Annotated in this window: 11 protein-coding genes; 9 read left to right on the forward strand and 2 right to left on the reverse strand. The window is 45.9% G+C overall.

Translation table 11 applies throughout. From position 1 onward, the window contains the following. On the reverse strand, positions 1–262 hold a 262-nt coding region (locus RIB93_RS29235; protein ID WP_446378301.1), incomplete at its 3' end, for a hypothetical protein. A gap of 54 nt (positions 263–316) precedes the next feature. On the opposite strand from RIB93_RS29235, the gene psbP reads away from it, so the two are divergent. The 9 genes from psbP (at position 317) to RIB93_RS29280 (ending at position 12252) form a co-directional block, all read left to right on the forward strand. Further along, positions 317–856, forward strand: coding sequence for a photosystem II reaction center PsbP (psbP, locus tag RIB93_RS29240; protein WP_446347704.1), 540 nt, complete (start codon positions 317–319; stop codon positions 854–856). Positions 857–910: 54 nt separating this feature from the next. Then, entirely contained in the window at positions 911–1495 is a 585-nt protein-coding gene (locus RIB93_RS29245; RefSeq protein ID WP_446378303.1) for a Maf family protein, read from the forward strand. A 102-nt stretch (positions 1496–1597) separates the two neighbouring features. After that, positions 1598–2023, forward strand: a complete 426-nt coding sequence (locus tag RIB93_RS29250; protein ID WP_446349209.1) for a hypothetical protein — start codon at positions 1598–1600, stop codon at positions 2021–2023. A gap of 71 nt (positions 2024–2094) precedes the next feature. Further along, on the forward strand, positions 2095–3594 hold the full coding sequence (locus RIB93_RS29255; protein WP_446378305.1) for a hypothetical protein: 1500 nt from the start codon (positions 2095–2097) through the stop codon (positions 3592–3594). Positions 3595–3780: 186 nt separating this feature from the next. Next, on the forward strand, positions 3781–4581 hold the full coding sequence (locus RIB93_RS29260) for a hypothetical protein (protein WP_446378307.1): 801 nt from the start codon (positions 3781–3783) through the stop codon (positions 4579–4581). Between the two features lie 45 nt (positions 4582–4626). Then, complete coding sequence (locus tag RIB93_RS29265) at positions 4627–5379, forward strand: hypothetical protein (RefSeq protein WP_446378309.1); 753 nt, start codon at positions 4627–4629, stop codon at positions 5377–5379. A gap of 290 nt (positions 5380–5669) precedes the next feature. After that, positions 5670–8546: a two-partner secretion domain-containing protein gene (locus RIB93_RS29270; RefSeq protein WP_446378311.1), complete on the forward strand. Its 2877-nt coding sequence runs from the start codon at positions 5670–5672 to the stop codon at positions 8544–8546. A gap of 267 nt (positions 8547–8813) precedes the next feature. Further along, complete coding sequence (locus RIB93_RS29275; RefSeq protein ID WP_446378313.1) at positions 8814–11423, forward strand: CHAT domain-containing protein; 2610 nt, start codon at positions 8814–8816, stop codon at positions 11421–11423. A gap of 79 nt (positions 11424–11502) precedes the next feature. Next, the gene (locus tag RIB93_RS29280; RefSeq protein WP_446378315.1) at positions 11503–12252 is read left to right on the forward strand and encodes a DUF928 domain-containing protein; all 750 of its coding nucleotides are present in this window, start codon (positions 11503–11505) and stop codon (positions 12250–12252) included. Positions 12253–12321: 69 nt separating this feature from the next. On the opposite strand, the gene RIB93_RS29285 is transcribed toward RIB93_RS29280, so the two are convergent. Then, entirely contained in the window at positions 12322–13428 is a 1107-nt protein-coding gene (locus tag RIB93_RS29285) for a TRAP transporter substrate-binding protein (protein ID WP_446378317.1), read from the reverse strand. Positions 13429–13450 lie beyond the last annotated feature (22 nt).

The raw sequence follows: 13450 nt of genomic DNA on the forward strand, positions 1-13450 counted from the left end.
CGCTACCCTGTCCCCCAGAGAAATCGTCTCCCGTGAGAGTGTCATCCCCTAAACCGCCCCAAAGTAGGTCATCGCCGTCATCACCCCAAATTCGGTCATGATCATCCCCGCCATAGAGGAAATCATTTCCACCCTTACCCCTGTTGCCTGTTGCCTGTTGCCTGTTGCCTGTTGCCTTTTCACCCAATTGTATTGTCCTAACCTCAATGCGTAGTGCTATAACCTTAACCCTGTCCAAGCCAACATGACCTATGTTGATCATTAGTGTACCCGGAAGATGAGACAATAAGAATGCACTAATTCAAAGGATAAAAAGATGCTCAAGACCATTGCCGCCATTTTGCTGCTAGTATTGAGCTTAAGTCTGCATGGCTGCACTGTCGGCGTTAGTGGACTGAAAAGCTATGTCGATACGGCTGACGGTTATGAGTTTCTCTATCCGAATGGTTGGGTGCCGATTAAAGTCACTGATGGACCCGATGTCGTATTTCGGGATTTGATCGAGCCAACCGAAAATGTCAGCGTGGTGATTAACCCCGTTCCAGAGAATACAACCCTCACTGATTTAGGAACGCCTGGGGAAGTCGGTTATCAACTCCAGCAAAATGTGCTTTCGGCGGCGAATTCCAATCGTCAAGTTGAATTAGTCGATGCCAAAGCTCACGATACGGGAGACAAAACCTATTATCTTCTTGAATATAGTGTCAAACTTCCCAGTCAAAATCGGCATGACCTAGCCACAGCCGTGATCAGTCATGATAAGCTCTATACCTTGAATGCTTCAACTACTGAAGAACGTTGGGATAAAGTGCAAGACTTGTTTACCCAAGTCGTTAGTTCGTTTAATGTTTACTAGATGAGGGGTTATTTGTCAAGATAAATGTAACGAATGACAAAGGACAATAGACGAATGACAAAATTCGTTTTAGCCTCCGCTTCACCAGCACGCCGCCGTTTATTGCACAATGTTGGCATTGAACCCATCGTTTGTCAGAGTGATTTTGATGAATCTCAGGTTAAGGTTACTGATCCGGTAGAGTTGGTCAAGACGTTAGCATTACACAAAGCCCAAACCGTTGCGCCTAAATTTAACGATGCGCTAGTGTTAGGCTGTGATTCAGTGTTAAGCATTCAGGGTGAGATCCACGGGAAACCAGCCAATCCCCAAGAGGCGATCGCCCGGTGGCAGATGATGCGGGGTAGAGTGGGCGAACTCTATACCGGTCATGCCTTAATTGACTTATCCCAGGACAAAACAATTGTCCGTTGTGGGATAACACAAGTCTACTTTGCCAATGTTAGCGATCGCGCGATTCAAGCGTATGTGGCGACAGGCGAACCACTTAAATGCGCGGGCTGCTTTGCGCTGGAAGGGCGGGGCGGCTTATTTGTCGAAAAACTAGACGGTTGTCATAGTAATGTTATTGGTCTGAGTTTACCCCTGTTGTATCAGATGCTGACTGAGCTGGGTTATGAGGTGACAGACTTTTGGTAGTCAAGGAACAGGGAACAGGGAAGGTAGAGAGTAGAGGCAGAAGTTTGCTATAGTCAAAGGACTTTGAGTATTACGCTGATATAGCTGGAGCAGATTAATTATATGACAACCAGCGAAGAATTCAAACAGAAACTAAGGTCAGGAAACATTGGCGATGCCTTTACCCTAGCCTTGTCGGAATCGGTTGAGTTGGAAATTACGACCTGGGTGGCTTCCGCCAATTCGCCACAAACAGAGAAGCCTGCGGCTAATTCCTGTATGCGTACCCGGATTAATATTGTGGAAGGCTCCATCGATAATGAGGTAGGATCTCAATTTATCGGTAATGGTCCCTACACGGAACTACGCCAATTTCATACCCAGCAAGTTCAGGAAGGACGCCAGATTATCCAGAATAATCTGGAAAACTTGCAACAACTCTTTACCGTGTTGACTCGCGTGCAATATCAACCCCAACAGTCAACCCAGCAGCAACTTCGGGAGAGCAATCCAGCTCTGTCGCCTTCGAGTCAGGATAATTTACCCTAATCTTGAACATAGAGGTTGACAAATCTGGCAGTTTCTGTATTGGTAATCGCCCAAATTCAGGTGAGTGTATTATGGCGTCGAGTGAGGATTTTAGGCAACAACTTAAAGCAGGCAAAGTTCAAGAAGCGTTTGCTGGGGCTTTAGCGGAAGCCATTCAGTTGAAAATTACCACCTGGGTGGCATCTGATGCTGAGGAAAACGCCGAAACAGCCGCCCAACCCGGTTATCGCCTGCGGACTCAAATTAATACGATTGAGGGAGCGATCGCGAATGAGATTGGGGATCAGTTTATCGGCAATGGTCCCTATCGAGATCTGCTTCCCTTTCATTTAGACCAGGTGGCGCAAGGCAATCAGCTTGTTGAGAATAATCTTAAAAGTTTGCAAAAGCTATTTGAGATTTTAATTGCGCTGCAACATGACAAGACAGGGTTGAGTGAGATAGAATACCCGCCCTTATCCATTCCCCCGCAAGAGACAGCCGCCCCACCGGATGCGGGAGTAGCAGCCGCCGAATTGACCGCCCAAACGCCAGATTTGACGACTCCGGATATTCAGGAACAGGTTTCTCCTGAATCGACTCCCTCGCCAGAGACAACAACAGCTTGGGAGGAACAAGAAGAAGACGAGGAAGAAGATGAGGATGACTCGGTGCTAGATTTGCTTGAGTCTTTACCCCCTCCTCCACCCCCACCGCTAGAGGATGAAGAGTCCTCAATCACTGATGAGGATGCGAGAGATGAATTCATTGAAGAAGAAGAAGAACCAGAATCGCTATCAGATCGCCACGAAGCGGAGTTAGATGAGGAAGACTGGCAAGTTCTCAACGAAGATTGGGGGACATTGAAACTTGAGGAATTGAAGTCACCCCCCTCGGCTGAACCGGATATCCCACCCCAGACAGACATTGAACCCAAACCGAAAGAACCGGAATCGGCTAAAAAAATGCCCAGTTTGGACTCCTTAGAGGAACTAAACCAGGATACTGACGACGATACCGACTGGGATGACTGGGTAGTAGATGAACCGGAATTAGGCGATCGCTCTTTTGCCCAGATGGATACGGATGAAGACTGGGGTGATTTAGTAGAAGACTTTGACCCCTTCGCCGCCCCTCCACCTGTTGAGGAGTCCCCCTCAGCGTTAAATATTCAGGAAGACTGGGATGAATTTGCCGTTGAGGAACTTGAACCCTATTCTGATTTAACTGAGGTTGATAGTGAGATTGAATGGTCAGACTTGGGTGAAAGCCAAACGTCTGAGTCTACCAGCGATCCTTTGGAAGGGTTAGGTGCTTTACCCGAAGAGTCTGAGGAAAAAGAACTGACCTCAGAATCATCAAGTGATCCCATGGATTTGTTGGGGGATCAAAACCAATTAACCGAAAATGTGAATGAGCCGGATTATGAATTCGAGGAACTCTCCTTGGACGAATTTTCCCTGGATGATTTTGATCCCCTAAGCCATCCAGAGGAGGAGAATTGGCAGGAGAAACCCAAGTCAACGCAGCAAGGAGAACCACCACCGCCTCCACCCCCTAGCCCCTTTAAGGATAAAAAACATGAACCCTAGGGGGAGCAATGTAGAGACGTAGCATGCTACGTCTGGGAGCAGAGGAAGCAGAGGAAGCAGAGGAAGCTGGGGGAGAGATTCCGTAGAGCGATACAATTGAATGTTGAGTCACGAAGGTTTCCATTTTGGGGAAATTTCGGTAGATGATTGGATGACTGAACAGGTGTTCTAAAAAGGTGTGGGTTGATGACCAATCGCAATCGACAAGAGCATTCAGATGTACCCGTCTCTAAAACCCGAGGCAATAATTCGGGTGTGAATCGAAACATTAATCATTTCTTGCAGTCGTTAGGTGACACACTGATCGACTTCACGGCGCTGGAAGTGAATACAATCGTGGTTGATCATATTAGTGGTCATAAGTTTATTGCCTGGGAAGCCTACCGGGATATTTATCCGATTTCGCCAGGGTATTTAGAACAACAAGGTATCCACGAATCGTTACGCGATCGCTACTTGGAGTTACGTACCAGCCTAGAACGGGAGTATCGGGGGCTGTTGAATGATCCAACCTCGGAACTTCATGATCCGACGGTGTATGAGGAGGATAACTCCAGTTTTGCGAATGACTTTGAGCGTACTCCCACTCGTCTCCCCAATCCCCTGGATCTGAAAAGCCCAGAGACAATTGTTGCCATTCAACGACTTTTAGGGAACTGTCGTTTTTTACGGGGGTTGCGTAAACTGGCGGAACTCAAAGCCGCTTTGGATGATCGGAATCAGACGGTACTACGTTTAGTCTCTCAACAACCCGATCAAGTTGAGATGATTCAACGGAGGATCACGACGGATACTATCTGCGCTCAAACCGTGATTCAACTCGATGGCGATGTGATCAACCGTTATGATCAATCCCTGTTTCACCATCCCCAGAAAGAGGTTATTCTGCAAATTCACCGAGAGGGAGTAATCGCCAGTGAACGACAATGGCGGGGACTGTTGGAGTTTATTATTGGTCTAATCAAAGCTACACTACATAAGTCATAAGGTATAGCGCTGCACGCAGGGCAAAGGAAACAGGGTTTGACGTTTATGAATCAGCATCCTCGTTTAGCATCACCGTCTCACCTGCTTTCTCCACGCCAAGATTTAGCGATCGCCTCTTGTATTCAAATCGAGGTAGAACGCATTTCTCGCTCTCAGGTTCTGTTTCACGGAGTTCGCTTCACGTTAGATAAAGAAATTCTACATCAGATTCAACAGGCTCAACAGATGGGGGATTCCTTGAAGCTTTCCCGCCAATTACTCACAGATTTGCGATATTACGCTCTCATTGATGACGAAAACCGTTGGCAATCGGGATTAACGTTTTGTACTTACTATCAGCGCGGAAACTCCCAAGAGGCGCTGATGCGAAGTGTGATTGGTATGGATGGTGATATTATGCATCAAATCCAGCGCAATTGTCTAGAACGTCCCAAGTTTTCCCATCAGATTTCAGCGGCGCATTATTGGTTAATTGAAGAAATCATGGGTCAGTTGCGTTTGGGTACATTTTTGCCGTTAACTCGGTTGATCAATGGACTCGCTTTGGGATTGGCGTTGCTGATTGCTATGCTGCTAGTGATTCCCTTTATCCCAGTTTTCCTGAAAACTCCTTTCATGCTGATCGCTGCTTTGGTAATGTTTGGATTATTTTTCTTTGGATTTCGACACTTACTTCATTTATTACGTCCAACAGCAAACCAATGGATTATCCGGCGAATTTTAGGCGGGTTTCTATCTTCCAAACCTAGCTCCAAGCGTTTCGCTAAGCGACTTTTAACCCGATTGTTTTCTCCTTGATGATCTTAGCGTTACCATTCTCCATTTCCCACGCCCTATCTTGTTGAAAGGGTCGCGTTATTCTCTGTAAGCGTTGTGGATGTTGGGTTTCATGCTTCAACCCAACCTACTGGATTCCTAGAGGCTGTTGTTTTTTATTTTCAGCAAAGAGAAGACGGCTATCCAAGTGGATTTGATATAATAATAAATGCTACGAACTTCAGTTTAAGCCTATTCATTCCCCCTAAAGGAATGATCGGTTTGTTTGAGGTGAATCTACCGAATCCTCAGATGTAACCGATAATCAATCTATGAAGTTTTATTCAACTGATTTTGGCGCGATCGCGTTCCGTACCTGTTGGGCGCTGACATCGATCACCTCTTGTTGCTTGGTATCCAGCTTCAGCGTGCAAGCGCAAATCGTGCCGGATGGAACGTTACCCGATAATTCTGTCGTTACTCCTAATGGCGATACCTTCACGATTACGGGGGGTACGGCATCAGGTGCTAATTTATTTCACAGTTTTGAGCAGTTTTCGGTAGATACCGGACAAACCGCCTATTTTAATAATGCTCAGGATATACAGACGATCCTAACGCGAGTTACTGGGGGAAACATCTCCCGACTTGATGGCATGATTAAGGCTAACGCTGATGCTAATCTCTTTCTAATTAATCCCAGTGGAATTATTTTTGGAGATGATGCTCAGTTAAATATCGGGGGTTCGTTTATTGTCTCAACAGCGAATAGTATTAAATTAGCGGATGGGAGTTCTTTTAGTGCCACCAATCCCCAAGCGCCACCCCTACTGACGATTAATACTCCCATTGGTTTACAGTTTGGGTCAAATCCTGGACGTATTATTAATCAATCTACGGCATTGGCACCAGCCAACCTCAATCTGCCTACAATGCCTGAAGATAGTCCCATTTCCGATAACGTCGGGTTAGCTGTACAACCGGGTAAAACCTTAGCCTTAATTGGCGGTGATATTGTTCTCAATGGGGGCAATTTAACGGCGAATGAGGGGCAACTTATCCTAGGTAGTGTTGCTAATGCTGGGTTTGTGGGGTTTACATCTACGGCTGATGGTCTGAGTTTAAACTATGATAAGAGTCCTAGTTTTGGCATGATTGAACTATCAAACGGAGCCATGCTCAATACGACGGGAGAGGGAGGTGGCAGCGTAGAGATTAGCGGGGAAACAGTCAGTCTCAATGGGGGTAAAGTTTATGCTTTAACTTTGGGAAATAGTGACGGTCAGAGTATTGATATTAACGCTAAAACATTTCAGGTTTACGGGGGTTCCCAAATCTCTACGCTGACACTCGGAAATGGTGTGGGTGGTGCGGTCAATATCCACGCGACTGATTCTGTAGAAATGAGGGGAATTGGAGCAGATCGTTATCGACTGTTTGTGGGTCAGTATTTACAGTTTGGAGTGATCGACCCGTTTGACCCCCAAATCCTGCTAGTCACTGGCACAACGGGTATAGGAGATGCCGGAACTATCACGATTGATACCGGTAAATTGTTGGTAGAGAATGGAGGTGTTTTTGGTAGCCCTACGTCGGGTACAGGCAATGCTGGAAAGATAATGATCCGTGCTGGGGTTTTCGATTTAGTTGGTTCTGTCATGAACAGTGGCACAATTGCAGGCAGTACGGGTACAGGAGGAGATATTTTCTTTGAGGGAGAACGTTTAACTGTGCGTGATGGTGCGGCGTTGATTAGCGTGACTCGCGATCGCGGTGCATCGGGGAATATTTATCTAAAAGCGTCGGAATCGGTAGACGTACTGCGTACTCCTGATGGCAGCCCTGTGGCTACTTTAATTGGTTCTACCGCAGGCGGTATAAATGGACAAGCCGGGGACATTACGATTGACACCAAACGGTTAAGAATTGCTGGAGGAAGTGGTATTAGTTTATCCAGTGGTGCTGTGATTGGCAACCAACCTTTAAATACAACCGGAGGACCCGGAGGAAATTTAACGATTAACGCTACGGAGTCAATCACAATTGAGGGAATTTCTGGTGTTTTGGCAAATGCAAATGGGAGTCGGGGTCCGAGTTTCATTTCGGCTGATGCGAATGCGGCGAATCGGGGAGGGAGTATGATGATTTCTACACCTGTACTAACGCTCCGAGATGGAGGCGTGATTACTACAGCATCTTTAGGTAGAGGCGATGCTGGAAGTATCACGATTGATGCCGATCTCGTTGAGGTAATTGGCAATCAGGGTCAAGATGAATTTAATAGTCAAATTCAAACCTCTGTAGGGATTGCCTCTCGCGTAATTAATCCCAATGCGACGGCGAATGGAGGGTCATTGAATCTGAATGTGGGAGAATTAATTCTGGACAAGGGCGGAACACTGAATCTGCAAGCATTGGGTTCGGGACAGGCGGGTAATATTAATGTTGTAGCCGACGCGATCGCACTTGATAATCAAAGCAGCATTGATGGCACAACAGCATCGGGTGGAGGAGCAAATATTAACCTGCAAGCACAGAATATCTTGTTGCGTCGTGGGAGTCGAATTAGTACGGATGCAGGGAATGCAGATGGCGGTAATATTACGATTAATACGGATACTTTAGCTGCTGTACCTAAAGAAAATAGCGACATTACGGCGAATGCTGAAAAAGGTTTTGGGGGTCGAGTCAGCGTTACTGCTCAAGGCATTTTCGGTATTCAGTTTCGGGAGCAACTAACTCGATTAAGTGATATTACAGCTACTTCGGATTTGGGTGCTGAGTTTAGTGGAACGGTGCAAATTGATATCCGAGGAATTGATCCAGCCAAAGGATTAGCCGAGTTACCGACAACGCTTACTGATTCTAGTAATCAAATTGCTCAAACTTGCTCATCTCAAGCGCGAAATAATAGCTTTGTTGTGGTTGGGCGAGGAGGATTACCCCCAACTCCGGGTGAGGCGTTGAATTCTGCTCCGGGTTGGATTGATTGGCGAGTTTCTGGTAGTAGGGGAGCTGGGGAGGCTGGGGAAGCTGGGGAAGCTGGGGAAGTTAGCTCAACACTCAATACTCAAACTCCTTTAGTTGAGGCTACAGGTTGGATAAAACAGCCAGATGGAACGGTGCAATTGGTGGCGGAAACGTCGGCGGAAATATCGTCTAATTCTTCTTATTTACAGTGTCAGGAAAATCACGCTATTAAGAATTAAGCCTTGAATTGAAGCTTAAACCCGTTAAAATCTTGCACCTTTGTCCTAAGCCTCGACACCCGCCAAGAACTTGAGTTCTTGGCTTATAGCTCAAGTCCACTGAAGTGGACTCAAACTCTTATCCAGTCAGCTTTATTCTGACTTTAGCGTTGGTATTTGGGTTTCAACCCAAGGCGGTTGGTGAGACTAAACCCTTAATTAGTAACTTAGTAACTCATGAATTTATTAAGCAGATACTTGCTCAAAATACTTTCCCAAAGCGTATTAATGATATTCATTATTGGTACGCTATTGGGGTTCCTGATGGCTGTGGGTGTTCATGGGGCGAAAAGTGAGAGTGGGGTTGAGAGACAAAACCCAACCAACAACCTTAACATGGATTTTGAGCGATCGCGTGTTTTCTTCTCTTCACCTAAAATAATAGCAGCTCAACCTGATTCCCAACTCCAAACGGGACAAATCCTCTATCAAAGTGGACAATATTCAGCCGCCGCCGATGTTTGGAAAGCCGCCGCCTCTGAGTTTGAGTCTCAAGGGGATAGGCTTGATCAAGGATTAATTCTTAGTTATTTGGCTCTGGCTTATCAACAACTAGGACAATTCACAGAAGCGGAAGTCGTGATTGATCAAGCTGTGATGTTGACCCAAAATTACCCTTCATCCTCAGATTACTTTATCGTTGCCCAAATTATTAACAACCAAGGACAAATACAATTCAATCAGGGACAATTTAAAACAGCTCTAGAAACTTGGAAAAAAGCGGAAAAGCTTTATCAAAAATTAGGCGATTCCACAGGTGAAATTGGCACTAAACTCAACCAATCTAGAGCCTTACAAGCCCTAGGCTTTTACTTACGTGCCAGAACGACTTTAGAACAGGTTGAGGCATCCCTAAGCCACCAATCTGACTCCCAACTCAAACTGGCTGGACTGCTAAACTTGGGAAACGTGCTGCGCGTTGCTGGCGATTTTACGGCGTCCTATAAAATCATAGAACAAGGTTTAGCCGTGGCACAAAAACTGGAATCGACTGGGGATATTCAAGTAGCTTGGCTGAGTTTAGGAAATCTTGCTGAAGCTCAACAGCAACCTGAAACAGCACTCGACTATTACCAAAAAGCAGCTGCCAAAAACAGCCCGGTTCAGCTACAATCTCAAATCCGTCAACTTAAGCTTTTGGTTCAACTCAATCACTTACAAGAGGCTCAAGACTTACTTTCCCTGATTCAAACTAAACTGGCGAAGTTACCGCCAAGTCAAACCACTATTTACGCTCAAATTGAACTAGCTGATAGTCTAGTTAAACTCAATCCCCAGGATGTTACCACAGCCGCTCAACTCTTAGCAATGGCTCAAACCCAGGCAAAACAGTTAGGAAATCCCCGTGCTGAATCCTATGCTTTGGGGCGTTTAGGACAAGTCTATTTGCAGACAAAACAGTGGGACGAGGCGAAACGGTTAACTGAAAAAGCCCTCCGTTTATCCGAGGCAATTCAGGCTGAAGAAATTGCCTATCAGTGGCAGTGGCAAATGGGGAAATTGTTGTTTAAAACCGGAGATAAAAACGGCGCGATCGCATCGTACACAGAAGCCGTTAATACCCTACAATCTCTACGCCAAGATTTAGTGGCAATTAACCAAGATGTGCAGTTTTCCTTTCAGGAACAGGTTGAACCTGTTTATCGAGAATTAGTTGATTTACTCTTACAACCGATTCCAGGAAAAGGGGAGGAGGTGAGTCAAGCTAATCTGAAACAAGCACGAACCACAATTGAATCACTGCAACTAGCGGAACTGGCTAATTTCTTTCGGGAAGCTTGCTTAGATACTCAACCGGAAGCTATTGATCGCATTGATCCGACGGCAGCTGTTATTTATCCGATTATTTTACCGGATTCCCTTGGGGATAGTTCTAATTCACGCTTGGAAGTAATTCTTTCCCTTCCCGATGAATCATTGAAGCATTACAGCACCAACTTGTCTCAAGCAGAAGTAGACGAGGCAATTAACCGAATGCGCCAATCCTTTCGACGCACATCCTTTGCTGAAGAACGATTATCCATTGCCCAAGAAATTTATAGCTGGTTGGTACAACCCGCCGCCAAAGATTTAAGCCGCCAATCGATTAAAACCTTGGTGTTTGTTCTGGATGGTTCCCTGCGGAATCTACCCATGGCGGCGTTACATGATGGGAAACAGTATTTAATTGAACAATATCGAATTGCGATCGCGCCCAGTTTACAACTCTTAACAACTGAACCTTTAGCAAGACGCCAGTCTAAAGCGTTACTGGGGGGATTGAGTGAAGGTAAACCGAACTTTTCGGCTTTACCCGGCGTTAAGCAAGAAGTTAAGGACATTGACGCCACTGTTTCAGCAACCGTTTTGCTGGATCAACAGTTCACCACTCAGGCGCTAGAAACTGGTGTCAAAACTCAACCCTATTCCATTATCCACCTCGCCACTCATGGTCAGTTTAGCTCTAAACCGGAAGACACATTTATCCTTACTTGGGATGGACGGTTGGATGTTCAACAATTAAATACATTATTAACCAACCGCGAATTATCCAATTCGCCTCCCCTGGAACTTTTAGTCCTAAGTGCTTGCCAAACGGCGAAAGGCGATACACGAGCCGCGTTGGGACTTGCTGGCGTAGCGGTGCGTTCAGGGGCGCGTAGTACCCTGGCAACTCTTTGGACGGTTAGTGATGAATCGACCGCAACGTTTATGGAACAGTTCTACAAAGAACTTTTTACTCCCAACATCACAAAATCGGAAGCGGTAAGACGCGCTCAACTGCATTTACTCAAACAACCAGAGTCGAGCCATCCTTACTTCTGGGCACCATTTATTTTGGTCGGAAATTGGCTTTAGTCCAGAAAAAAAGTTGATGTGTCAGACTAGATTTAAAACCCTTACAAAAATTATGATAATGACTACATCCTCCAGGAGAATGATATCTGTATTCTTATCCTTGTCAGTGGTGGTAGCGCCATTTAGGACAGCGAAAGTTTGGGCAGATTCTCCGGTTACTGTTAGCTTTAACCCTCCCCCCGGTAGAAATGCGCCCCGTGGCGGTACAGTTGGTGGCGGTTCCCGTCCGGTGCAGCTCACTTGTTTAGCCAATCCATCGGCAAACTCGGGTTCTTTCACGGCTGTAGCGCCCGGATCTCATATCGGGTTATCTCAAAGCAATCGCCCCAATTTGTTCGTATCTATCCCCCAAACCACTGCCCAAACCATGGAATTTAGCCTGTTTGACGAGGAAATGAACGGGATTTATCAGGTGAGTGTCCCCGTGTCTCAAACGGGTTTGGTTAGAGTTGGCTTACCGGATACAGCACCCTCTCTAGCCCCAGATCAGCCTTACTACTGGACAGTTGCCCTCGTTTGTAATCCGAGCGATCGCATGGAAGACTGGGTTGTGGGTGGTTGGGTGGAACATGTCCCAATTAGTAACCCGTTACAGCCACAGTTAGAGAATGTCACTGCCTTAGAAAAAGTGTCTCTCTATGCCAAAGAAGGATTTTGGTACGATGCTCTCACTATATTAGTGGAACTTCAGCACACCCAACCCAATAATCCCGCCGTGGCTACCAGTTGGACGGAATTAATGGAATCTGTGGGATTGGAGGAGCAAGGATACATTTTTCCTGAGCAAGGTGATGCCATACTTATGAAGAATACTACCCGATTTCCTTGAATCAAACCCTCTGTCAATAAATCTCAAAGCATTGATGGACTTTGCGGTTTTGGCTTTGTGCAGCAAGCCCTAATTATCAATAGTTGTGTACGCAAAATCCGTGAAACTCAACGTACTGACTCTGTTCCATTCAAAAAGCTGCTCACTAAAAGCTTGCCATTGACTGTAAACGTCTCGGAATGTAGCATCCTGACTCGCGATTTCTTCATAGAGTTCAAATGCTGTTTTCCTAGCGGTGTCTAAAATCTCTGGGCTAAAGGGCATTAACTTTGTTCCTCCTAACAGAAATCGCTCCAAAATTTCACCATTGACGGCATTATATCTAGCCAACGTTTTTAAATTGGCTTCAGCCGCCGCTGTTTGGAAAATGGCTTGATAATCGGAGGGGAGTTTGTTCCATTCTGCCTGATTGACCAGCACCATGTACGTGGTTCCGGGTTCCCACCATCCTGGATAATAGTAGTAAGGGGCGGCTCTCTGTAGTCCTAGCGTATCATCGTCATAAGGACCAATCCATTCCACCGCATCGATGCTTCCTTCTAACAAAGCTGGTACGATATCTTGACCTGCGATCGTTACAACATTGACACCCAAGCGGCTCATAATTTGCCCGCCAAGCCCAGGTAGCCGCATTCTCAGGTTCTTTAAATCCGCAACGGTATTAATTTCTCGCCGAAACCATCCCCCCATTTGCGTCCCTGAATTGCCAGCCGGAAATCCGATAAGATTAAACTCAGAAAATATCGTTTGTAACGTATCTAATCCTTTCCCTTTGTAGAGCAAAGCATTTTGCTGTTGAGCATTTAAACCAAAAGGAAGGGTAGTGCCAAAGGCGAGGGCAGGACTTTTCTGGAAGGAGTAGAACGTATTCGTGTGACAGCATTCAACCGTTCCGGTGGACACCGCATCAAACACTTCTAGAGGTGGGGCTAAATCACCACCCAGATAGGGGGTAATCGTAAAGCGCCCCTCCGTCATCGTACTAACGGAGCGACATAATGTTTCAATGCCCTCAAACAGGATTTCAAAATAGCGATCCCAGCTTGTTGCCATGCGCCAATTAATGATGGGTTGATCAGGTTTGGATGGGATTAAAGGTGTTTTTTTACGGCAGGCGTTTAGACTAGCACCAGCCGCACCGATTGTTGTATACTTTAAAATATTTCGACGTTTCATAGCTTATTTATATTGTTTCAAT

Source organism: Coleofasciculus sp. D1-CHI-01, from assembly GCF_040218875.1.
GTDB lineage: Bacteria > Cyanobacteriota > Cyanobacteriia > Cyanobacteriales > Coleofasciculaceae > Coleofasciculus.